The organism is Haloferax sp. Atlit-10N, assembly GCF_003586325.1.
Classification (GTDB): Archaea; Halobacteriota; Halobacteria; order Halobacteriales; family Haloferacaceae; genus Haloferax; species Haloferax prahovense.
The window spans coordinates 51681-71878 of record NZ_PSYX01000004.1 but is presented as its reverse complement, the minus strand read 5'-3'; the positions used below and the strand labels follow the sequence as shown (position 1 = coordinate 71878).

Annotated in this window: 26 protein-coding genes; 15 read left to right on the top strand and 11 right to left on the bottom strand. The window is 68.1% G+C overall.

Features of this window, described 5'->3' with window-relative positions; translation table 11 throughout:
* Positions 1–99: 99 nt before the first annotated feature.
* The 3 genes from C5B91_RS13470 to C5B91_RS13460 all read left to right on the top strand — a co-directional run bounded on the left by C5B91_RS13470 (position 100) and on the right by C5B91_RS13460 (position 1961).
* Positions 100–549, top strand: coding sequence for a low molecular weight phosphatase family protein (locus C5B91_RS13470; protein ID WP_008091236.1), 450 nt, complete (start codon positions 100–102; stop codon positions 547–549).
* A 107-nt stretch (positions 550–656) separates the two neighbouring features.
* Complete coding sequence (locus tag C5B91_RS13465; protein WP_049967952.1) at positions 657–1430, top strand: 23S rRNA (uridine(2552)-2'-O)-methyltransferase; 774 nt, start codon at positions 657–659, stop codon at positions 1428–1430.
* Positions 1431–1559: 129 nt separating this feature from the next.
* Positions 1560–1961, top strand: coding sequence for a hypothetical protein (locus C5B91_RS13460; protein ID WP_008091238.1), 402 nt, complete (start codon positions 1560–1562; stop codon positions 1959–1961).
* A 60-nt stretch (positions 1962–2021) separates the two neighbouring features.
* Here the strand turns inward: C5B91_RS13460 and C5B91_RS22475 are convergent, their stop codons facing one another.
* From C5B91_RS22475 to C5B91_RS13445, 4 genes are all read right to left on the bottom strand, one after another.
* Positions 2022–2198 (bottom strand): hypothetical protein, encoded by a 177-nt coding sequence (locus C5B91_RS22475; protein ID WP_004968931.1) that lies wholly within the window; start codon positions 2196–2198, stop codon positions 2022–2024.
* 55 nt (positions 2199–2253) lie between these two features.
* Positions 2254–2973 carry a queuosine precursor transporter gene (locus C5B91_RS13455; RefSeq protein ID WP_049967953.1) on the bottom strand — a complete coding sequence of 240 codons (720 nt, stop codon included), beginning with the start codon at positions 2971–2973 and terminating at the stop codon, positions 2254–2256.
* Positions 2966–3142: a ribbon-helix-helix domain-containing protein gene (locus C5B91_RS13450; RefSeq protein ID WP_004045298.1), complete on the bottom strand. Its 177-nt coding sequence runs from the start codon at positions 3140–3142 to the stop codon at positions 2966–2968. Before C5B91_RS13450 ends, C5B91_RS13455 begins: the two co-directional genes overlap by 8 nt.
* Positions 3143–3254: 112 nt before the next feature.
* Positions 3255–5411: a twin-arginine translocase subunit TatC gene (locus C5B91_RS13445; protein ID WP_115819843.1), complete on the bottom strand. Its 2157-nt coding sequence runs from the start codon at positions 5409–5411 to the stop codon at positions 3255–3257.
* Positions 5412–5541: 130 nt separating this feature from the next.
* Here C5B91_RS13445 and C5B91_RS13440 point away from each other — a divergent pair, with 130 nt between their 5' ends.
* A complete protein-coding gene (locus C5B91_RS13440) occupies positions 5542–6975 on the top strand; it encodes a twin-arginine translocase subunit TatC (protein ID WP_115819842.1) in 1434 nt (477 codons plus the stop codon).
* Positions 6976–7139: 164 nt separating this feature from the next.
* Positions 7140–7463: a hypothetical protein gene (locus C5B91_RS13435; protein WP_115819841.1), complete on the top strand. Its 324-nt coding sequence runs from the start codon at positions 7140–7142 to the stop codon at positions 7461–7463.
* Between the two features lie 30 nt (positions 7464–7493).
* Here the strand turns inward: C5B91_RS13435 and C5B91_RS13430 are convergent, their stop codons facing one another.
* Entirely contained in the window at positions 7494–7976 is a 483-nt protein-coding gene (locus tag C5B91_RS13430; protein ID WP_008091251.1) for an SRPBCC domain-containing protein, read from the bottom strand.
* Between the two features lie 74 nt (positions 7977–8050).
* Between C5B91_RS13430 and C5B91_RS13425 the strand changes: the two genes are divergently transcribed.
* Positions 8051–8689 carry a histidine phosphatase family protein gene (locus C5B91_RS13425; protein ID WP_008091253.1) on the top strand — a complete coding sequence of 213 codons (639 nt, stop codon included), beginning with the start codon at positions 8051–8053 and terminating at the stop codon, positions 8687–8689.
* Between the two features lie 45 nt (positions 8690–8734).
* On the opposite strand, the gene larE is transcribed toward C5B91_RS13425, so the two are convergent.
* Complete coding sequence (larE, locus tag C5B91_RS13420) at positions 8735–9622, bottom strand: ATP-dependent sacrificial sulfur transferase LarE (protein WP_008091255.1); 888 nt, start codon at positions 9620–9622, stop codon at positions 8735–8737.
* A 177-nt stretch (positions 9623–9799) separates the two neighbouring features.
* Here larE and C5B91_RS13415 point away from each other — a divergent pair, with 177 nt between their 5' ends.
* Entirely contained in the window at positions 9800–11794 is a 1995-nt protein-coding gene (locus tag C5B91_RS13415) for an endonuclease MutS2 (protein ID WP_115819840.1), read from the top strand.
* Between the two features lie 83 nt (positions 11795–11877).
* Positions 11878–12147, top strand: a complete 270-nt coding sequence (locus C5B91_RS13410; protein WP_008091260.1) for a hypothetical protein — start codon at positions 11878–11880, stop codon at positions 12145–12147.
* Here C5B91_RS13410 and C5B91_RS13405 read toward each other — a convergent pair.
* The gene (locus C5B91_RS13405; RefSeq protein WP_115819839.1) at positions 12141–12548 is read right to left on the bottom strand and encodes a hypothetical protein; all 408 of its coding nucleotides are present in this window, start codon (positions 12546–12548) and stop codon (positions 12141–12143) included. The genes C5B91_RS13410 and C5B91_RS13405 overlap by 7 nt on opposite strands.
* A gap of 160 nt (positions 12549–12708) precedes the next feature.
* Here C5B91_RS13405 and C5B91_RS13400 point away from each other — a divergent pair, with 160 nt between their 5' ends.
* Together C5B91_RS13400 and rpiA are read left to right on the top strand one after the other, a co-directional pair.
* Complete coding sequence (locus C5B91_RS13400) at positions 12709–13833, top strand: ORC1-type DNA replication protein (RefSeq protein WP_004973842.1); 1125 nt, start codon at positions 12709–12711, stop codon at positions 13831–13833.
* 50 nt (positions 13834–13883) lie between these two features.
* Entirely contained in the window at positions 13884–14576 is a 693-nt protein-coding gene (gene rpiA / locus C5B91_RS13395) for a ribose-5-phosphate isomerase RpiA (protein WP_049967957.1), read from the top strand.
* 166 nt (positions 14577–14742) lie between these two features.
* On the opposite strand, the gene C5B91_RS13390 is transcribed toward rpiA, so the two are convergent.
* Positions 14743–14910 carry a DUF1931 family protein gene (locus tag C5B91_RS13390; protein WP_004045310.1) on the bottom strand — a complete coding sequence of 56 codons (168 nt, stop codon included), beginning with the start codon at positions 14908–14910 and terminating at the stop codon, positions 14743–14745.
* A gap of 186 nt (positions 14911–15096) precedes the next feature.
* Between C5B91_RS13390 and larB the strand changes: the two genes are divergently transcribed.
* From larB to C5B91_RS13375, 4 genes are all read left to right on the top strand, one after another.
* Entirely contained in the window at positions 15097–15858 is a 762-nt protein-coding gene (larB, locus tag C5B91_RS13385) for a nickel pincer cofactor biosynthesis protein LarB (protein WP_115819838.1), read from the top strand.
* Between the two features lie 124 nt (positions 15859–15982).
* Positions 15983–16132: a hypothetical protein gene (locus tag C5B91_RS22470; RefSeq protein WP_187367346.1), complete on the top strand. Its 150-nt coding sequence runs from the start codon at positions 15983–15985 to the stop codon at positions 16130–16132.
* Between the two features lie 94 nt (positions 16133–16226).
* Positions 16227–16466 carry a GIY-YIG nuclease family protein gene (locus C5B91_RS13380; protein ID WP_004973837.1) on the top strand — a complete coding sequence of 80 codons (240 nt, stop codon included), beginning with the start codon at positions 16227–16229 and terminating at the stop codon, positions 16464–16466.
* 62 nt (positions 16467–16528) lie between these two features.
* On the top strand, positions 16529–17902 hold the full coding sequence (locus C5B91_RS13375) for a phosphoglucomutase/phosphomannomutase family protein (protein WP_115819837.1): 1374 nt from the start codon (positions 16529–16531) through the stop codon (positions 17900–17902).
* Positions 17903–17913: 11 nt separating this feature from the next.
* Here C5B91_RS13375 and C5B91_RS13370 read toward each other — a convergent pair whose 3' ends face one another.
* The 3 genes from C5B91_RS13370 to samp2 form a co-directional block, all read right to left on the bottom strand.
* Positions 17914–18294, bottom strand: a complete 381-nt coding sequence (locus tag C5B91_RS13370) for a helix-turn-helix transcriptional regulator (protein ID WP_008091266.1) — start codon at positions 18292–18294, stop codon at positions 17914–17916.
* Between the two features lie 77 nt (positions 18295–18371).
* Positions 18372–18827, bottom strand: a complete 456-nt coding sequence (locus tag C5B91_RS13365) for a GNAT family N-acetyltransferase (RefSeq protein ID WP_049967958.1) — start codon at positions 18825–18827, stop codon at positions 18372–18374.
* Between the two features lie 8 nt (positions 18828–18835).
* Complete coding sequence (samp2, locus tag C5B91_RS13360; RefSeq protein ID WP_004973827.1) at positions 18836–19036, bottom strand: ubiquitin-like modifier protein SAMP2; 201 nt, start codon at positions 19034–19036, stop codon at positions 18836–18838.
* Between the two features lie 148 nt (positions 19037–19184).
* On the opposite strand from samp2, the gene C5B91_RS13355 reads away from it, so the two are divergent.
* Positions 19185–20168, top strand: a complete 984-nt coding sequence (locus C5B91_RS13355) for a replication factor C small subunit (protein ID WP_008091272.1) — start codon at positions 19185–19187, stop codon at positions 20166–20168.
* Positions 20169–20198 lie beyond the last annotated feature (30 nt).

Here is a 20198-nt window from a genome sequence, read left to right as displayed (position 1 = left end):
AGTATCGGGCTTCAAAGCACTCAAATAGCTGATTGTGTAACTCCCGGCTATGGCGAACGACGAGACGAAGACAGCCGCCCGCCGACGAGGTGCCGAGAGATGAGCGACGCCGCCGACGCCGACGCGACTTCCACCCGCGTCGCCTTCGTCTGCGTCCAGAACGCCGGCCGGAGCCAGATGGCGACGGCCTTCGCCCGCCGGGAGCGCGACGAGCGCGGCGTCGGCGACCGAATCGAGGTCGTCACCGGTGGCACCGACCCCGCCGACCACGTCCACGACGAGGTCGTCGAGGTCATGGGCGAGCGGGGGTTCGACCTCGCCGACGAGACGCCCCGCGCAATCGAGCAGGACGAGATTATGCGCGTCGACATCGTCGTCACGATGGGCTGTTCGGCCGAGGGTATCTGTCCGATGACGTGGCGCGGCGACGCCCGCGACTGGGCCCTCGACGACCCCGACGGGCGGGACCTCGACGCGGTCCGGGCGATTCGCGACGACATCGAGGGGCGCGTTGCGGCGCTGTTCGACGAACTCGTCGGCGACGACTGAGCCCGACCGCCTCGACGCCGACGCCGCCGCATGTGGGACTGTTCCGCACGCTTCACGGCGCAAGCCGAAGCCGGTATACGGCCTGATACGCTACTGCTGTCAAGACCATGGCGCGCAAGGACCACTACTACAACAAGGCCAAACAGGAGGGCTACCGCGCCCGCTCGGCCTACAAGCTGAAACAACTCGACGGGGACGCGGGGCTGTTCGGCCCCGGTAACACCGTCGTCGACCTCGGTGCCGCCCCGGGCGGGTGGCTGCAGGTCGCCTCCGAGGCGGTCGGCGACCACGGCAAGGTCGTCGGCGTCGACCTCCAGCGAATCCGCGGCATCGACCGCGACAACGTTCAGACGATTCGCGGCGACATGACCGAAGACGAGACGAAAGAGGAGCTGACGGCCGTCATCGGCGAGCGCGGGGCCGACGCCGTCGTCTCCGACATGGCGCCGAACATGACCGGCGAGTACTCGCTGGACCACGCTCGCTCCGTCTACCTCGCCCGGCAGGCGTTCGAGGTCGCACAGGAACTGCTGGCGACCGGCGGCGACCTCGCCGTGAAGGTGTTCGACGGCCCGGACGTCGCGGACCTCCGCGCCGACATGGAACGGGAGTTCCAGTACGTCCGGTCGATGCGGCCCGACGCCTCCCGCGACAGCTCCTCAGAGCAGTACCTCGTCGGCAAGCACTTCCTCACCGCCCCGGTCCGCAAGGGCGACGAGCTCGAGGTCGAAATCGTCGACGTGGGCAGCGAGGGCGACGGCATCGCCAAGGTCGAGGACTTCACGCTCTTCGTCTCCGGGACGGAGGCGGGCGACACCCCGACGGTCCGCGTCACCGACGTGAAGCCGCGGTTCGCCTTCGCCGAGCCGATAGACGACTGAGCGCGCCGATTTCACGCTCATCGCGCCTGCGCGCCCCCGCATCGACGGCTCCGCGTGTTCCGTCCGATTTGTGCCTCACTTCGGGCAAAAATTATTATCCATTGACACAATTCTATTCGTGAGTCCCCCATGTCAGCAGACACCACGACCGCCGAGTCGCGACCGCTGTTCACCGGCCTCCCGTCGGGTATCGCCCCGTACGTCGCTCTCGTCGGGGCGCTGGCCTCGACGTACGTCCACCTATCGATGGCCCCGATGTTGCTCCAGTTCGACCAGACGCAGGCGGTGCTGTTCGTCCTCGCGGGCGTCGGCTTCCTCGCGGGCACCGCCGTCTACCTGAGTAAGTTCTGGCGGCGCGAATTCTACCTCGTCGCCATCGCGTTCGCACTCGCCCAAATCGTCGCCTGGGTCGCCATGAGCGGGCGGGTCAGCGACATGGCGATTCTCTCGAAGGGCGGCGAGACCGTTTTCGCCGTCGCGGCGGCGTACCTCTACCTGAACGACCCGTCGGACACTGACGCGGCGGCCTGAGCGCGCGCTATCGCTCTCGCCGGCCCCGCGTCCCAGCGTCTCGTCGCCCCGCCGTCTTTCTCAGTCGTACACCACGAGGTCGAGCCGGAGGCCCGTCCGGCATCCCTTCCAGCCGCCGCGGCAGGCTCCGGTGGCGAGGATGTCGCCGAACGACGTGTACGTCCCGCAGTTCGGACAGCGAACCCCCATCTCCATCCCGTCCCGCTCGGTGAGCCTGTGGCGGTGCTCGTCGGCCATACGTCGTGTGGTATGCTACCAAAAGAGATAAGCCGTCCGTCGTCCCGAGAACGCCTCAGTCCGCGACCCAGCCGTCGGCCGCGGACTCGTCGTCGTCGCGCAGGAGTGCGACGGTCCCGTAGACGAACGGGGTGTCCACGACTGCGATGAGGAGTTTCAGGAGGTACTGACCGACGGCGAGGCCGACGAGAACGTTCCACGGAAGCACGTCGCCGATGCCGAGGACCGTCGGCGCGACGTAGAACGCGACGCCGACGAAGATGACCGTGTCGATGGCCTGACTCGTCGCCGTCGAGACGATGTTGCGGAGCCAGAGGAACGCGCCGTCGGTCATGTCGCGGATGCCGTGGAAGACGACGACGTCCCAGTTCTGGCTCACGAGGTATGCCAGCAGGCTCCCGGCGACGACGTTCGTCCCCGACGACAGCACCGTGGCGAACTGCCCGGCGAACTCGGGGTTCGCGGCGGGCGCGGCGATGGTGCTCCAGACGAGTCCGAGGAGGACGAAGTTCATGACGAAGCCGACGTTCACCATGACCTGCGCCGCCCGGCGACCGTACAGTTCGGAGTAGCAGTCGGACGCGAAGAAGGTGAGCGCGTACGCCAGCGCTGCCCCCGGCATCAGGATGGCCGCGCCGACGTACGGGAGTTCGCCGATTGCGGCCGGCAGGGGAATCGCGAGCAGTTTCGACGCCGTCAACTGCGCCGTCGTCAGCGCGGTGACGAACAGGCCGACGAGCGCGACTTGCCCGACGGCCGACCGCCCCTCACTCATCTTCGACGAGGCGATTGTGTCGGTCGTCTATCTCGTCGAGGATGTCGAGCGTCTTCCGGATGGACGCCCGAACCGCATCGCTCCGGTTCACGAACTTCTTGTCGTCGCCGACGTGCTCGTCCAAGTCCGCGAGCAGTTCGTCGGGAATCTCGACGCTTATCTTGGCCATACTCTGCGATTCTCACGAGAATACTTAACGCCTTTTCAACGGTCTCAACGGCGATATTTGGCGCGTTTTTCGGGTCGGCGAGTCGGCGCGCCGGTCGCTGTGGTACCGGTCTTCACTCCGCTGCGCCGCGGGCGGGCGAGAGATCGCGCCGGCCGCCGACCGTCAGCACGAACAGGATGCCGAGACCGACGCCGTAGGCGGCCATCAGCGGGAGCGTTACCATGAACATCGTCGTGATGCTCGCGGGGGTGAACACCGCCGAGATGGCGAGGATGAACACCGTGACCTCGCGCCAGCGCTTCCGCATCATGCGGTAGCTGATGCCGGCGGTGTTGAGAAGCACCATCAGGATGGGGATGTCGGCGAGGAGGCCGATACCCGCGGTGGTGAAGAAGATGAGCCAGAAGAAGTTGGTGATGCGGTAGGAGATTATCATGTTCGCCGCGATGGCGTCCTCGACGAGGAACGTGATGACCGTCGGCGCGACGTAGCTGTAGCCGAGCGCGAAGCCGCCGAGGAGGCCGCCGACGAGCGCGCCGGTCCACAGGAAGACGGTCCGACGGCGCTTGCGGATGATGTTGCGTTCCCGGAGCGCGGGCCACGCGAAGTACGCGACGAGCGGCAGGGTCGCCAGCACGGCCAGAATCGTCGAGAACTTCACCTCGAAGATGAGCGCCTCCATCGGGTGGAGCGCGACGACGTTGAGGACTTCTTCCGGCGTCACCGCGGCGGGTAGTCGGCCGAGGAAGTCCTCGTAGACGTCCCTGATGCCGCCCGTGTAGAGCCAGCCGAACGTCGACGCGAGGACGAGCATGAACCAGCCGACGACCCAGAACGCCCGCGAGGTGACGGAGTCGACGATGAACGCGATGTCGGTGTAGTAGCCGCCGATGTCGTCCTCGTCGGTCTCGCCTCCGGTCAGTTCGGAGAAGAACGCGCCGCCCGCGCGGGTCGTCCGGTCTTCGAGTTCGCCCGGTTCGTCTTCGGCCGCGGCCGCCTCGGCTTCGCGGTCCGCTTCGGCCTCGTCGAACCGGTCGATGAGGGCCTGCGCTTTGGCCTTGTCGCCGTCGTCGATGGCGGCTGACGCGAGGCTCATAATCTCGTCTTCGTCGCGGTCGGCGAAGACCTCGGGCGGCGCGGCGCGGACGCCCGCCACGTCGAGCGCGGAGAGGTCGAGCTTCGAGGGGTCGCCGACGCCGACTTCGGTCCGTTCGAGCCGCTCGATGTCGCGGTAGACGAGGTAGGCGAGGCCGAACGCCAGGCCGACGACGCCGCCGGCGACGACGAACGCGCCCAGCACGAGCCCCGAACCGGGGTCGAGGAACACGTAGTCGCTTCCGACCGCGGCGAGTCCGTCGTTGACGAGACCGACGCCGCCGTACTCGTAGAAGGCGTAGACGAGGAGGCCGCCGACGACGCCGACGCCCGCGAGGAGGTTCCAGTGGTGAGTCGCCGTCGCCTTGACGTCCATCTTCTCGCTGCCGCGTTTGGCCGTGACGACCACGCGGGCGAGATAGAGGCTGAAGGCGTACAGCGTGATGACGGGTACCGCCCACATGATTTGGGTGAACGGGTCCGGCGGGGTGAACAGCGCGCCGAACGCGAAGATGCCGACGACGGCGTGCCGCCACTTGTCGCGGAACAGTTCGTAGGGGACGATTTCGGCGTAGGAGAGCGCGGTCATCGCGAGCGGAAGCTGGCTCGCGAGGCCGAACGAGAGCGTGAGCAGGAAGATAAACTGCGCCCACTTCACGATGGAGTAACTCGGCGTGAAGCCGGCCGACAGCGCGTTCTGCGCGAGGAACGCGAACGTGAACGGGAAGAAGACGAAGTAGCCGTAGGCGACGCCCGCGGCGAACAGCACGACCATCGTCAGCGCGATGAGCGCGAGTTTCCACGGCGCGACGGGCGATTTCGGCCACGCGCCCCGGGCTTTCAGCGCGTCCCGCGAGACGTAGATGAACGGCGGGAGCGCGAAGAGAACACCCACGACGAGACCGATTTTCGCCTGCAGGAGAATCACGTCGAACGGCGTCTGGGCGATGATGCTGACGTTGCCGGCGATGCTGGCGTCCATCTGTGCCTTGGTCACGCCCCGGAAGAACTCCCAGACGTAGAGTCGGAGCGCGTAGAACGTTCCGAGGAACCCGACGAGGAAGACGATGAAGACCTTCTGGAGGTCTTTTTGCGCCGCTCGGAGCATCGCACCGGCGGTCTCGCGGCCCGCCGCGATGGTCTGTTGGGTGTCCTCGTCGAGGGCGCTGGACATACGTACGTGGCGAAAGCAGTCTGGCGGTTATCAATCTTTTTCACCGCGGGCGTGATTTCGGCTCCCTCGACGCACCTCCTCGGCGCGATGCGAAAAGACCTATAACTGGCCGGAAGCGTAGGACACCTGAATGGCGGACGAGGAGCGCGACACAGGGCTCTCTGCGGCCGACGACGAGACGGACGCCTCGGACGACGCCGACCAGCGCTCGTCCGACGAGTCTAACGACGACGGGTCTTCGTCGTCTGACGGTCCGGTTTACGGTCGAGTCACCCCGCGAGACGAGACCGTTACCGACGGGTCTGCCGACGACGCTTCCGACGACGCCGATACCGACGAGACGGAAGACGACGCCGGCGACGCCGACACTGATGCGGCTCCCGAAGAGGACGCGGACGATTCTGCTTCCGAAGAGGACGCGGACGATTCCGATTCGGATGACGGCGTCGAGGACTCCGACGCTGATGCCGATTTTTCCGGAAGTACCGGTGATAGCGACGATGCCGACAACTCCGACGACGAACCGCGTCTCCTCGCCGACGACGAACACACCTCGCACGTGCCCGAGGGGACGTACGACGATTCGAGCGACGAGTCGTCCGACGACGCCGGACCGGACGCGGCGGCCGACGGCGCGAGCCCGGCGCTGACCGGCGAGGACGAGGTGGGCGGCGTGGCTCCGTCGTCCGTCTCCGTCGAGGACGCCGACTTCGACGACCCTGAGTTCGAGGGCGACGACTTCGACGACGAAGACGTTGGTGGCCTCGTCGGCGAGGCACCCGAGAGCGACCAGGAGATGCCGCTGACCGCCCACATCGAGGAGATGATTCGCCGGTTGGCGGTCGTCCTCGGCGTCGCCGGCGCGATTACGCTCGTGCTCTTCCCCGGCGCGGACATCCTCAACGCGCTCGTCGACACGCAGGCCGCCTTCGGCATCCACATCCCGAGCGCGACCGACGTTATCAACTTCCTCTGGAACTCCCACATCCCCGGCGCGGACACCATCGTGGACCGCCGGCCGCGGCTCTACGGTCCGCTCGAACTCATCCTCACCAAACTGAAGGTCGCCGGCCTCGCCGGCACCGTCATCGGCCTCCCCGTGTTCGTCTACGAGACGTACCTGTTCATGCGCCCCGGCCTCTACCCGAAAGAGCGCAAGTACTACCTCGCGGCCGTGCCGACGAGCCTCATCCTCGCGCTCGTCGGCGTCCTGTTCGCGCACTTCGTGGTGCTCCCGGCCATCTTCGCGTACTTCACCTCCTACACCGAGGGGACGGCCGTCGTCGCGTTCGGTCTCAAGGAGACGTTCAACCTCATCCTCATCCTGATGGGCTACATGGCGGTCGTCTTCCAGATTCCGCTGTTCGTGGAACTGGCCATCATGATGAACCTCGTCACTCGGCAGTGGCTCGAAGACCGCCGTCTGCTGTTTTGGGGCGCGTTCCTCGGCCTCGCGTTCCTCGTCAGCCCCGACCCGACGGGGATGGCACCCATCATCATCGGCGCCACGATGATTGTCCTGTTCGAGGGGACGCTCGCGGTCTTGCGTTGGACCGGAAACTGACACCGGTCTGCCCTTCGTTCCTTCCTCGTTCCTTCTTCGTTTCTTCCTCGTTTCTTCCTCGTTTCTTCCTCGTTCCTTCCTCGTTCCTCCGCCAGTTCTCTCCGTTTCTGCCGAACGCTGACCGGTCAGAAGACCTATTTCAAAATGGTTAGAAAACACGCACGATGGCCGACCTCGTCGCCCTGTCGGTGGTCGCCCTCCCGCTCTGGTTCCTCGTGAGCGTCTGGGCCGGCATCGACGCGACCAGACACAGTTCGCACAACGCCTTCCTCTGGGGTCTCTCCGTGTTCGTCGGGGGGATTCTGGGCTTGGCGCTGTACCTCAACCTCGGGCGCGACGAACCCGGGATGGGCCGCGGCACGCCCGGTCATTCGGGGTCGCCGAACGGCGTCCCGTCCGCCCGCACCGAGACCGTCTCCTGTCCGAACTGCCACTCGCTGGAGGAAGCCGCCCGGGACACCTGCCGTTTCTGCGGCGAGTCGCTGTAACGCGTCGAACATCCCGGAGAGCGCGAGGAATCACGCCGCGTTCGAGGACTCCGTACCCTCTCGCTCCTCGGCCGCGACCGCTCCCTCGACGCGCGTCTTCAGCCCCTCGTTCATGGCGACGAACCCCGCCCGGGTCTGCTCGCCGACGAACCGCAACAGGAGTCCGGCGAAGACGCCGGAGAACGTCTCCGCGTGCTCGAAGCGCGTGCGCTCGCCGCCGTCGAGCGGTTCGAGGCGGAACCGGTGTTCGCCGTCGAACAGCCCCGGGAAGACGAGGTGGCCGAGCCAACGCAGTTCGCGGTGGTTCTCGCAGCGGACCACGTCGGGTTCGAACTCCGACTCGCGGCCGCCCGGCGGCCGCAGGTGGACGGTGAGCGTCGCGCCCTCGTTCGGTCGCCCGGCGATTCGCATGAACGGGTTCCACTCGGGGTAGCGGTCGAAGTCGACGAGGGTTTCCCACACCCGTTCAGGTGGGGCGTCTATCTCGATGCTCGTCTCGATTTCGTGTGCCATACCTAACAGTTGGCGCGCCGAGACCGTGAATCTCGCGCGGAACGTTCATTGCCGATGGGGAGAGAGACGGACGTATGGCAACCCTCCTTCTCGCCAGACACGGCGAGACGACGTGGAACCGCGCCGGGCGCGTACAGGGGTGGGCCCCCGTGTCGCTCACCGAGCGCGGCCGCGCGCAGGCCGACGCCCTCGCGCGCCACGTCGCGGACTCCTACGAGGTCGACCGCCTCGTCTCCTCCGACATCGAACGCGCCCAAGAGACCGCCCGCCCCATCGCCCGCGAACTCGGCCTCGAACCCGTCCTCGACTCCGCGTGGCGCGAGCGCGACGTGGGCTCGCTGCAGGGACTGGAGTTCGACGAACTCACCGACCGCTACCCGCAGTACGCCCTCTCGGCGGTCGGCACGCCCGCCGCCCGCGAGCGTCCGCCGAGCGGTGAGAGCCTCGTCGAGGTCCGCCGACGCGTCCTCAACGCCCACGAGGGGCTCGCTGACTCGCTCGACGCCGACGAGACGGTGCTCGTCGTCAGCCACGGCGCGCCGATTCGGCTGTCGCTCGGTGAGGTGAAGGGCCTCGACATCGTCGAGGCGATGCTGTCGCAATCGCTCGACAACGGTGGCCTGTGTGAGTTCGAAGTCGAACTGAGCGACGACGGTGACGAACCGCCCATCCACGTCGTCGCCGAGAACGAGACGCGGTTTCTGACGACGTAGGTCGGTTCGGCGGTCTGGTCCGAGTTTCTGACTGTTATCTCTCAGCTACTTCCGCATCGGGTAGTCCTGCGCGAACACGTCGTCCACGAGGAGGTCGTCGCCCGAGTCGGCGTCCGCCTCGGCCGCGGGGCTGACGCTTCCCGTCCGGTAGCCGTGGAGGTCGAGCGTGACGTGGTCGAAGCCGGCGTCCTTCAGGTGGTCGCGGGCGGCGCGGACGAAGTCGGCGTCGAGGGCGCGGTCGAGTTCATCCGGCGCGACCTCGATGCGGGCGAGGCCGTCGTGGTCGCGGACGCGGAACTGCTCGAAGCCCCACGTGCGCAGAATCGTCTCGGCGCGTTCGACCCGCGAGAGCCGCTCTTCGGTGACTTCGAGGCCGGTCGGAATCCGCGAGGAGAGACAGGCCATGGAGGGCTTGTCGGCGACCGACAGGTCGTACTCGTCGGCGATGGCGCGGACCTCCTCTTTCGTGATGTCGTGGGCGAGAAGCGGCGATAGCACCTCCAACTCCTCGACGGCGCGGAGGCCGGGGCGATGGCCCTCGCCGGGGTCCGAGGCGTTCGTCCCGTCGCAGACGGCTTCGATGCCGCGGTCGCGGGCGGCCTCGTACATCCGGCCGAGGCGCATTGTCCGGCAGTGGTAACACCGGTCGTCGTCGTTGGCGACGAAGTCGGGGTTGTCCAACTCGGAGAACTCGACGGTCAGGTGTTCGATGCCGATTTCCTCGGCGACGCGCTTCGCGTCGTCCAACTCGGCGTCCGGGAGGGTCTCGCTTTTCGCGGTGCAGGCGACCGCGTTCTCGCCGAGCGCGTCGTGGGCGAGTGCGGCGACCACGCTGGAGTCCACGCCGCCCGAAAAGGCGATGAGGACGCTCTCGCGCTCCGCGAGCGCCTCGCGTACTGCGTCGGCCTTCGCCGCGGTATCTCGCTCGCTCATGGCCTCCCTTCCCGGCCGACGGTCAAAAGCCCCTCGTCCCCGGCGCGAACGACCGCGAAGGGCGCACGCGCCCCCGAATCGGACGAGACGAGCGCTCCCGCGGCGGCGCGACCGGCGCGTCGTCCCGGAGTCACCACCCCGCGACTTTTTGTCCTATGCCGCGATAGGTCCGGCCGAATGGACTTCGAGACCATCCCGGGCGTCGGCGAGAAGACCGCCGCCGCGCTCGCGGAACTCGACGACGCCGAGCGAGCGCTCACCGACGGCGACGTGGCGGCGCTCGCGCGGGCACCGGGGCTCACGGAGGGCAGGGCGGCGGCCATCGCCCGCGGGGCGATTCGCCGCGACCACGACGACCCCGGCGGCTTTCTCGCCACCGACCGCGCCTCGGAAATCTACCGCGACGCGCTCGGTCTCCTGCAGGCGCGGACGGTCACGACGTACGCCGAGAAGCGACTGGAGACGCTGTTTCCCACCGGGTCGGCCTCGCGTATCGAGGAGGTCCGGACGTTCGCGGCCGACGCGACCGACCTCGACCCCGACCCGGACGTGCTCGCGGCGCTGGCGGGCGTCGAACCCCTCGCGGACCCGAAGCCGCGTCGCGTCCGCGAGCGCTGTATCGCCACCGCCGACGCGGAGCGCTACGCCGCCGCCAAGGAGGCGTTCCCCGAACTCTCAATCGAGGTCGTCGAGGACGGCCGCGACATCGCCGAACTCGCGCGGTCGTACTCGACGGTGGTCGTCCTCGACGAGTCGTTCGCCGGCATCGACGTCGACGGCGACGTGCGCGTCCTCCCCGACGCCGCCGAGCGGACCGACGAGGTCGTCCCCGAGCGACTGCTCGCCTTCTTCGCCGCGAACCGCGAGGCGCTTTCGGCCGCCGCCGCGGTTCACGAGGCTGCCGGACTCTCTCCGCCCTGTGACCTCGCCGACCTCCGCGACGCCCTGTCCCGATTGGCCGACGACGGGACCGTCCTCGGCGACGACGAACTCGAACGCCTCTCGAACGCGGTCGACGACCTCGACACGGCCGTCTCGACCGCCGAATCGGTGGCCAACGACCGCCTCCGCGACGTGATTCGCGAGCGCGACGTGACCATCGAGGGGACCGACTTCCTCTCGCTCGTCGAGCAGGGCGCGCGCGTCGATTCCCTGCTGTCGCGCGAACTCGAAGACGAGTTCGACGAGGCGCTTTCGGCCGCCCGCGACCACCTCGTGGAGTCGCTGTCGCTCCGCCCCGGCGAGGCCGACTTGACAGAGCGCGTCTTCCCCGAGGACCCGTCGTTCCCGCTCGGCCACGACGAGGAGGCGGTCGGCCGGCTCCGGACCGAACTGAAGGCCGCCCGCGACCGCCGCGCCGCGAAGCTGAAAGCCGACCTCGCCGCCGACCTCGGCGACCTGCGCGACCCCGTCGAGACGCTGGTCCGCGACGCGCTCGAACTCGACGTGCGCCTCGCCGTCTCGCGGTTCGCCCGCGACTTCGACTGCGTCTTCCCCGAGTTCACCGGCGCGGCCGGCGACGACGGAGCCGGCTCGTTCGCCATCGAGGCCGGCCGCTCGCCCCTCCTCGACGTGGACTTCGCGGACGTCGACCCCGTGGACTACGAGGTGTCGGGCGTCACGCTCCTCTCAGGCGTCAACAGCGGTGGGAAGACCTCGACGCTCGACCTCGTGGGGCTCGTCGTCGTCCTCGCGCACATGGGGCTTCCCGTGCCCGCCGAGTCGGTCCGGCTCTCGCGTTTTTCCGAACTCCACTACTACGCCAAGTCGCAGGGCACCCTCGACGCCGGGGCCTTCGAGAGCACGCTCCGCGACTTCGCCGCGCTCACCGACGGCGCGGCCGACCGGCTCGTCCTCGTGGACGAACTGGAGAGCATCACCGAACCCGGCGCGTCGGCCAAAATCATCGCCGGCATCCTCGAAGAACTCGCGGAACAGGGCGCGGCGGCCGTGTTCGTCTCGCACCTCGCCGGCGGCATCCGCGAGGCCGCGGACGTGCCGGTCGCTGTGGACGGTATCGAGGCGGTCGGGCTGGAAGGCGGCGAACTCGTCGTCAACCGCTCGCCCGTGAAGGACCACCTCGCGCGGTCGACCCCGGAACTCATCGTGGAGAAACTGGCCGGCGAGAACGAGACCAGCTTCTACGGGCGACTGTTGGAGAAGTTCGACTGACGCGACCGTCTGTGGCGACGTTCGACTGACGCGGTCGCCCGCGTCGACGCACGATTTATATTGACTTGCCGACAACTTCGCCCGTGCCCTCCGATTCGCTCTCCCCCGAGGAACGACAGCAGTACGACCTCGTCTACCACGCCACGAAGAACGCCATCTGGGACGTGCTCGGGACCGCGGTCTACCTGTTATTTCTGGTGTTCGGCGGGTTCCTCGTGCTGTTCGTCTTCGTACTTCCGGCGCTTAGTGCGCTCTCGCAGACCGGCGGAACGCCGGTCGTCCTCGGCGTCGGCGCGGTCGGACTGATTCTGTTCGTCGCCATCGGCTACCGAATCGTCCGGCTCCTTCAGTAAGTGACGTATCGGCTCGCGACTTCCCACCGAACCGTGGCGACGACGCCGACCGCGCCGAGCAGTACGGCGACGAGCGAGCCGACCGTCGTCGGGGCGGTGTAGTCGGTGGTCGCGTCGAACTCGAACGCGTAGTAGTTCCCGTCACGCTCGACGAGTCCCGGGAGGTTTCCGGGGTCGTCTTCGAACCGAAGCACTTCGCCGGCGAGGGCGCGGTCCACGGCCCGCTGTTCCGACTGAGAGAGTTCGCTGTACAGCGGGGGAACCGTCTCCGGCGTCTCCGACAGTTGCCCCTCGTATCGATAGCTGTAGTCTTCGTCAGCGACGAAACCGAACCCGAGCACGCCGCCCCCGACGAGCGCAAGCGAGACGAGCAGCGCGGCGAGTTGTATGCGAGTTGCCATGACTGCGCATCCATTGTTGGAAAATTAACTATTGTGACTCGGGTTCCGGTGGTTGGCGGTTGAACGCGTTCGGGACGCGTCGAGACAACGCGTCCGTCCGCCCCCCGTCGGACGCCGCCGCGGTAAACGATTAAGTCCCCCGCGCGTGGTACTTCACTCGATGAGGGAGGACCCCGAAGAGGGGATGCTGTCGTGGGACGAGACCGTGTTCCGCGACGAACACGTCTTCGAAATCGACCACGTTCCGGAGACGTTCAACCACCGCGAGAGCCAACTGCGGAGCCTGAAGTACGCGCTCCGGCCCGCGGTCCGCGGCTCTCGCCCCCTGAACACGATGGTGCGTGGGCCGCCGGGGACGGGCAAGACCACTGCGGTCCAGAAACTGTTCGGCGAGTTGGGCACGCAGTCGGGCGTCCGGACCGTCCGGGTGAACTGCCAGGTCGACTCGACGCGCTACGCGGTGTTCTCGCGCGTCTTCGAGCACATCTTCGAGTACGAACCCCCGTCGTCGGGCATCTCGTTCAAGAAGCTGTTCGGCCAGATAACCGACCGCCTCGTCGAGGACGACGAGGTGCTCGTCGTCGCGCTCGACGACGTGAACTACCTGTTCTACGAGAACGAGGCGTCCGACACGCTCTACTCGTTGCTCCGCGCCCACGAGGCGCACTCCGGCGCGCGCATCGGCGTCATCATCATCTCGTCGGACCTCTCGCTCGACGTCATCGACGAACTCGACGGGCGCGTCCAGAGCGTCTTCCGGCCCGAGGAGGTGTTCTTCCCCCGCTACGACGTGGACGAAATCGTCGATATCCTCCGTGGTCGGTCGAAACGCGGCTTCCACGAGGACGTCATCGGCGCGCCCGAACTCGACCAAGTCGCGGAGTTCACCGCCGACAGCGGCGACCTGCGAGTCGGCATCGACCTGCTTCGGCGCGCCGGTCTCCACGCCGAGATGCGCGCCTCCCGCACGGTCGACATGGAGGACGTGGAGGCGGCCTACGACAAGTCGAAGTACGTCCACCTCTCGCGGTGTTTGCAGGGGCTTTCGGACCCCGAACGCGAGCTCGTCCGGGTCGTCGCCGAGTACGACGGCGAGCGCGCCGGTGCGGTGTACGACGCCTTCAACGAGGAGACCGGCCTCGGCTACACGCGCTACTCCGAACTCGTGAACAAACTGGACCAACTGGGCGTCATCGAGGCGCGCTACACCGAAATCGAGGGGCGCGGCCGGACCCGCGCCATCTCGCTGGCTTACGACGCGGACGCGGTCTTGGACCGCCTCTGACGCCGCCGCTTTCGGGACCATTTTTACTCGCCGGCCGAGTCGGCTGAGCCATGAAGACTACCGGCGGAACCGACGCGCAGAAGCGCCGCGCTGCGGAGGCGGCGGTCGAAGCGGTCGAAGACGGAACCGTCGTCGGCCTCGGCACCGGCAGCACCACCGCCTTCGCCATCCGCGCCATCGGCGACCGCGTCGCCGACGGCCTCGACGTTCGGGGCGTCCCGACCTCCTTCGCGTCCCGCGAACTCGCCCGCGAGTGCGGCATCCCTCTCGCCGACCTCGACGAAGTCGACGCGGTCGACCTCGCCATCGACGGGGCCGACCAGGTGGCGACGACCGACGGTGCGCTCGTCAAGGGCGGCGGCGCGGCCCACGCCCGCGAGAAGGTGGTCGACGCCTTCGCCGACCGATTCCTCGTCGTCGCCGACCCGTCGAAGACCGCGGAAACGCTCTCGCGGCCCGTCCCCATCGAGGTGCTCCCGTCGGCGCGGACGACCGTCGCCGCGGGCGTCTCCGACCTCGGCGGCGAGGCGACGCTCCGCCGCGCCGAGCGCAAGGACGGTCCCGTCGTCACCGACAACGGGAACCTCGTCCTCGACTGCGAGTTCGGCGCTATCGCCGACCCCGAGTCGCTCGCGGCCGACCTCGCGTCGCTTCCCGGCGCGGTCGAACACGGCATCTTCGTCGGCCTCGCGGACGCGGTCTACGTCGGCACCGACGACGGCGTCGAAGTCACCGAATACTGACTCGGTTGGTCCGGCGCTCGAACCGTTCTGAGGTGGACCGAGTGGTCCGGCGCTCGAACGGACGCCTTCGACCGGCGCGGCTCACGGGATGAGTCGACTCACTTCGCGGGACACAACCGGCGCTCACCGGCCGGCGATAAAAGAACGAGAGGTCTAAAGACCGAGTTTACAGGTCGCGGGGCTGGACCGTCTTACGGTCGTTCTGCTCAGCGCGGCGAGCAGCGTCTTCGAGAAGCTCCTTGACTTCCTCGTCGAGAGCGTCGTAGAAGTCCGAGGCCACGTTCTTGTCCTTGAGCGCTTCCTTGACGGCTGCCTTGACAATGAGGTCTGCCATACAGAATGTCCTACCGATTCTCCTTTAATAAACTTTCCTATATTGGACGTTAATACCGCCGGATTTGGGGGTTATGGCGCTTCTATGAGGACGGATTTATCGGGAACAATCTCCACTTATATATGCTTTATCCCCGCGAGGGCGGAACGACGGGTATGAGTACGCCTCGGGCCAACGTGCGGCCATATGCGCGACATCTTGGAGGCGGTCGCGGACGGTTCGCTCTCGCCCGCCGAGGCGGAGGTACGACTCTCCGGCTACGCGACGACCGACGCGGGACGGTTCGACGCCGCCCGAGAGACGCGGCGCGGCGTCCCCGAAGCGATTCTCGCGGAGGGGAAGACACCCGACGAGACGGCGACGCTGGCCGTCGCGGCGGTCGAAACGAGCGGTCGGGCGCTCGTCACCCGGGCCGACACCGCTCACGCGGAGGCCGTCGCCGACGCCCTCCCGGACGCCGACATCGACCGCGACGCCCGGGCGAAGACCGTCGTCGCGGCCGCGCCGGACTTCGAGCGCCCCGACCTCGACGCGACCGTCGCTATCGCCACCGGCGGCACCTCCGACGCCGAGGCCGCGGGAGAGGCGGCCGCGGTCCTTCGCGAGATGGGCGTGGACGTCGAACGCATCGAGGACGTGGGGGTCGCCCACCTCGGTCGCGTGCTCGACCACCTCGACACGCTCCGCGAGGCCGACGTGGTCGTCGTCGCCGCCGGCCGCGAGGGCGCGCTGCCGACCGTCGTCGCCGGACTCGTCGACACGCCCGTCATCGGCCTGCCCGTCTCGACGGGCTACGGCCACGGCGGCGACGGCGAGGCGGCCGTCCTCGGGATGCTCCAGTCGTGTACCGTGCTCTCCGCGGTGAACGTCGACGCCGGCTACATCGCCGGCGCGCAGGCCGGACTCATCGCCCGCGCGGTCTCGGACGCCCGCGACGACGACGCCTGACCGGGCGTTATTCTCCACCTCGTGGTCGTGCGCGATTTCGCGTGCGTACGCACACGCGCGAAGCCCTCATATGGGTGGGGTACCGTGTGTCATACACCGGCTTGGTGGCTGCCGGACCGCAACAATGCCAGTCTGTGACCACTGCGGGTCACACGTCTCCGAGCGCTTCGCACGCGTGTTCGCCGACAAGGACGGTCAGGTTCTCGCCTGTCCCAACTGCTCGGCGAACGCGGGTATCGCGGAGGTCGCTCGACAGCGTGCCCGCACCGCATGACCACTGAAGCGAGAAAAGACCACCACGCGAAGCCAACACCTCGTGCACGAGGTCGGGCGGTGGGTTCATACCCGCGCCCCTGAACCATTCTCTCGTGCACTTCGTCTACGTCATCGAGTGCAGCGACGGCTCGCTGTACACCGGGTACACGACCGACGTGGAGCGACGCGTCGCGGAACACGACGCCGGCGAGGGCGCGAAGTACACCCGCGGCCGGACGCCGGTCGAACTCGTCCACGTCGAGGAGTTCGACTCGAAGTCGGCGGCCATGTCCCGTGAGTACGAGATAAAACAGCTCCGCCGCCGGGAGAAACAGCGGCTCGTCGAGTCGTGAGCGCGTCCCCTCCCCGTCGGCTCGTAACGTAGTTTTTTGCCCCGCCGCGGAGTGGTGCGCGTATGGACGAAATCTCATTCGGGACCGACGGGTGGCGCGCCACGCTGGACACCTTCACCGACGACCGCGTCCGCATCGTCGGACAGGCCGTCGCCGACTACCTCGCCGACGAGGGCTTCACCGCCCCGGTGCTCGTCGGCTACGACGCCCGCGAGACCTCGCCCGGCTTCGCGGAGTCGCTCGCCGAGGTCGTCGCCGGCAACGGTTTCGACGTGCTCCTGCCCGAGCGGGACTGCCCGACCCCGCTCGTCGCCTACGCCATCGCCGAGCGCGGCCTCTCGGGGGCACTCATGGTCACGGCCTCGCACAACCCGCCGGAGTACAACGGCGTGAAGTTCATCCCCTCGGACGGCGCGCCGGCGCTCCCCGACGTGACCGACGCGGTCGCCGAGCGACTCGCCGAACCGGACCTCCTGCCAGAGTCCGAACGCGGGACCATCGAGCGCGTCGACGTGGTCTCCCCGCACGCCGACCACGCCATGGACCTCGTCGGCGACGACCTCTCGGACCTCACGGTCGTCTACGACGCCATGCACGGCAGCGGCCGCGGCGTCACCGACGCGCTGCTCGAAGCCGCCGGTGCGGAGGTCGTCCGCCTACGCTGCGAGCGCGACGCCGACTTCGGCGGCATCTCGCCGGAGCCCTCCGCGGAGAACCTCGAAGGTCTCGCCGAGGCGATGGCCGAACACGACGCGGACCTCGGGGTCGCCAACGACGGCGACGCCGACCGCATCGGCATCGCCACGCCCGACCGCGGCGTCCTCGACGAGAACCTCTTTTTCGCCGCCGTCTACGACTACCTGCTCGAATCCGACTCCGGGCCGGCTATCCGGACCGTCTCGACCACGTTCCTCATCGACCGCATCGCCGAGGCCCACGGCGAGGAGGTGTTCGAGACCGCGGTCGGCTTCAAGTGGGTCGCCGACGGCATGCGTGAGCACGACGCGCTCATGGGCGGCGAGGAGTCCGGCGGCTTCTCCGTCCGCGGGCACGTCCGCGAGAAGGACGGCGTTCTCATGGGCCTGCTCGCGGCGGCCGCGACCGCCGAAGAGGACTTCGACGCCCGCCTCGACCGCATCGAGGCCGAACACGGCGAAATCGTCGCCGACAAGATAAGCGTCGCCTGCCCCGACTCCGAGAAGGCGCGCGTCATCGACGACCTCGAGGACGTGCTCCCCGAGACGATCGCCGGCCGCGACATCGCCAAGGTCGTCACGCTCGACGGCTTCAAACTGCTCTTAGAAGACGGCTCGTGGCTCCTCGTCCGCCCCTCGGGCACGGAGCCGAAGATGCGCGTCTACGCCGAGGCCGGGAGCGAAGACGCAGTCTCGTCGCTCCTCGAAGCCGGCCGCGAACTCGTCGAACCGCTCGTCTGAGCGGGCCGTTTTCAGGGCTCTCTCGTCTCTTCTTCGTCGCCGACGGGTCTGACGACCCCGCGGTACGCCGGCGTGAAAAGCGGGAGCGTCTCCGCGTGCTCGGTCAACGAGACGCCGTCTCCCGCGGCCTCGACGAGGTCCGCGGCCTGAAGCTTCGGCAGGTGGACGTGGACGATTCCGACCTCGGCCTGCTGGACGACCTGCACGTCCACCTCGTCGGGCGGCAGGTCGGTCGTCCGCACCGCGAGGGCGACCGCGAGGTCCCAGACCGACGTCGGCTCCGTCCGGTCGTGGAGGTACTCCAACACGTAGCGGCGCGACGGGTCGGAGAGCGCGTCGAACACGCGGTCCCAGTCGGTCAGGATACGGTCGCTCCGGTCACGCTTTGCCATGGGCTTGACTTCCTAGCCCTTGACGACCGGCGGCTAAATCTGTGTCGGTTGGTAACATCCATCAATCTCTGAAGCCGCTACGCGTCCCGGAGGACGCCGCGAAATCGGTCGTCGCCCGCGCCCGTGTCTGCGACCGCTCTCGCGTCCCCACCTCGCTCTTCGATGTCGAACCCGAGCGACTCGTAGAACGGTCGGACGCCCTCGTCGAAGTCGGCGACGAGTCGTCCGCTTCGGTCGACAGCCGCCCGGACGAGCGCGGTTCCGACGCCCCGCCCGCGGCGACTCGGTGAGGTTGCCACGGCCTCGACATAGTCGCCGTCGAGCGCCAGCGCGCCGACGACGCGGCCGGACGCCTCGGCGACGAGACAGTCGCCCGCCGCCAGTCGGTCGCGGATGTCGCCCGCGTCGGCTTCGAGCAGTCCGGCGTCGAGGACGCGCATCACGGCCACCAGTTCCCCGGGGTCGCCCTCGCGGACGCGGACTCCGTCGTCGCTCCGGGTGGTGTCGTCGTCGGCCCCAGCGGTGTCGTCCATGCCGCCGACTACCCGCCTTTGATGAGGCGGAGCACCTTCACGCGGTCGACTTCGACGGGCTGGTCTTCGGGGACGGGGCGGCCGTCGACGAGGACGGTCACCTCGTGGGGGCTGAGGTCCACCGCCCGCACGAGGTCCGCGTAGGTCCCGCCGTCGCCGACGGCGACCTCGCTGGTCTCCTCGCCGACGACCTCGACGGTCACGTTCATGGTCGCTCGTGGGTCGGGCGCGGGTTTCAGTCCGTCGGCTCGGCGTCGCGGCGGCCCCGCGACCCGGCGTTCGACCTGCCGCCGGGTCGGTGCCACACCGGCTCTCCGTCTCGCACGGTTTATGTGCGGGGCGGTCGGTAGAACGGATATGAGCGAGGCCGCGGAGTCGGGCGACGCCCCGGCGGGTCGTGAGATCTGGATCGAGAAGTACCGACCGCAGACCTTCGACGACGTCTACGGACAGGACGACATCGTCGAGCGCCTGCGGAGCTACATCGAGCGCGACGACCTGCCGCACCTCCTGTTCGCGGGACCGGCGGGCGTCGGTAAGACCACTTCCGCGACGGCCATCGCCCGCGCCATCTACGGTGACGACTGGCGCGGCAACTTCCTCGAACTCAACGCCTCCGACGAGCGCGGCATCGACGTGGTCCGCGACCGCATCAAGAACTTCGCGCGCTCGTCGTTCGGCGGCCACGACTACCGCGTCATCTTCCTCGACGAGGCCGACTCGCTGACGAACGACGCGCAGTCGGCGCTCCGCCGGACGATGGAGCAGTTCTCCGACAACACCCGGTTTATCCTCTCGTGTAACTACTCCTCGAAGATTATCGACCCCATCCAGTCGCGCTGTGCGGTGTTCCGTTTCTCCCCGCTCGGCGACGACGCCGTCGCGGAACAGGTCCGCGACATCGCCGCGGCCGAGGACATCGAGGTCACCGAGGACGGCCTCGACGCGCTCGTCTACGCCGCCGGCGGCGACATGCGCCGCGCCATCAACTCCCTGCAGGCCGCCGCGACGACCGGCGAAGTCGTCGACGAGGAGGCCGTCTACATGATTACCTCGACGGCCCGCCCCGAGGACATCGAGGAGATGGTTCGGGCCGCCATCGACGGCGAGTTCACGACCGCGCGCAAGCAGTTAGAGACGCTCATCGTCGACACCGGGATGGCCGGCGGCGACATCATCGACCAGCTTCATCGCTCCGTCTGGGAGTTCGACCTCGGCGAGCGCGAGGCCGTCCGCCTCATGGAACGCATCGGCGAGGCCGACTACCGCATCTCCGAGGGCGCGAACGAGCAGGTCCAACTCGAGGCGCTCCTCGCGTCGCTCGCGCTCTCGCAGAACTGAACTGAACTGGGCCGACTCGGCCGCGCCGGC

Excerpts from the sequence above, each read along its gene's own strand:
- C5B91_RS13445 (WP_115819843.1), bottom strand. The coding sequence starts at position 5,411 with ATGTCCAGCGCCCTCGACGAGGACACCCAACAGACCATCGCGGCGGGC.
- larE (WP_008091255.1), bottom strand. The coding sequence starts at position 9,622 with ATGAGCGAGCGAGATACCGCGGCGAAGGCCGACGCAGTACGCGAGGCG.
- C5B91_RS13415 (WP_115819840.1), top strand. The coding sequence starts at position 9,800 with ATGGACTTCGAGACCATCCCGGGCGTCGGCGAGAAGACCGCCGCCGCG.
- C5B91_RS22475 (WP_004968931.1), bottom strand. The coding sequence starts at position 2,198 with ATGGCCGACGAGCACCGCCACAGGCTCACCGAGCGGGACGGGATGGAG.
- C5B91_RS13375 (WP_115819837.1), top strand. The coding sequence starts at position 16,529 with ATGGACGAAATCTCATTCGGGACCGACGGGTGGCGCGCCACGCTGGAC.
- C5B91_RS13450 (WP_004045298.1), bottom strand. The coding sequence starts at position 3,142 with ATGGCCAAGATAAGCGTCGAGATTCCCGACGAACTGCTCGCGGACTTG.
- C5B91_RS13430 (WP_008091251.1), bottom strand. The coding sequence starts at position 7,976 with ATGGCACACGAAATCGAGACGAGCATCGAGATAGACGCCCCACCTGAA.
- C5B91_RS13425 (WP_008091253.1), top strand. The coding sequence starts at position 8,051 with ATGGCAACCCTCCTTCTCGCCAGACACGGCGAGACGACGTGGAACCGC.
- C5B91_RS13355 (WP_008091272.1), top strand. The coding sequence starts at position 19,185 with ATGAGCGAGGCCGCGGAGTCGGGCGACGCCCCGGCGGGTCGTGAGATC.
- C5B91_RS13370 (WP_008091266.1), bottom strand. The coding sequence starts at position 18,294 with ATGGCAAAGCGTGACCGGAGCGACCGTATCCTGACCGACTGGGACCGC.
- C5B91_RS13460 (WP_008091238.1), top strand. The coding sequence starts at position 1,560 with ATGTCAGCAGACACCACGACCGCCGAGTCGCGACCGCTGTTCACCGGC.
- C5B91_RS13400 (WP_004973842.1), top strand. The coding sequence starts at position 12,709 with ATGAGGGAGGACCCCGAAGAGGGGATGCTGTCGTGGGACGAGACCGTG.
- C5B91_RS13405 (WP_115819839.1), bottom strand. The coding sequence starts at position 12,548 with ATGGCAACTCGCATACAACTCGCCGCGCTGCTCGTCTCGCTTGCGCTC.
- samp2 (WP_004973827.1), bottom strand. The coding sequence starts at position 19,036 with ATGAACGTGACCGTCGAGGTCGTCGGCGAGGAGACCAGCGAGGTCGCC.
- C5B91_RS22470 (WP_187367346.1), top strand. The coding sequence starts at position 15,983 with ATGCCAGTCTGTGACCACTGCGGGTCACACGTCTCCGAGCGCTTCGCA.
- C5B91_RS13465 (WP_049967952.1), top strand. The coding sequence starts at position 657 with ATGGCGCGCAAGGACCACTACTACAACAAGGCCAAACAGGAGGGCTAC.
- C5B91_RS13440 (WP_115819842.1), top strand. The coding sequence starts at position 5,542 with ATGGCGGACGAGGAGCGCGACACAGGGCTCTCTGCGGCCGACGACGAG.
- larB (WP_115819838.1), top strand. The coding sequence starts at position 15,097 with ATGCGCGACATCTTGGAGGCGGTCGCGGACGGTTCGCTCTCGCCCGCC.
- C5B91_RS13455 (WP_049967953.1), bottom strand. The coding sequence starts at position 2,973 with ATGAGTGAGGGGCGGTCGGCCGTCGGGCAAGTCGCGCTCGTCGGCCTG.
- rpiA (WP_049967957.1), top strand. The coding sequence starts at position 13,884 with ATGAAGACTACCGGCGGAACCGACGCGCAGAAGCGCCGCGCTGCGGAG.
- C5B91_RS13435 (WP_115819841.1), top strand. The coding sequence starts at position 7,140 with ATGGCCGACCTCGTCGCCCTGTCGGTGGTCGCCCTCCCGCTCTGGTTC.
- C5B91_RS13390 (WP_004045310.1), bottom strand. The coding sequence starts at position 14,910 with ATGGCAGACCTCATTGTCAAGGCAGCCGTCAAGGAAGCGCTCAAGGAC.
- C5B91_RS13470 (WP_008091236.1), top strand. The coding sequence starts at position 100 with ATGAGCGACGCCGCCGACGCCGACGCGACTTCCACCCGCGTCGCCTTC.
- C5B91_RS13365 (WP_049967958.1), bottom strand. The coding sequence starts at position 18,827 with ATGGACGACACCGCTGGGGCCGACGACGACACCACCCGGAGCGACGAC.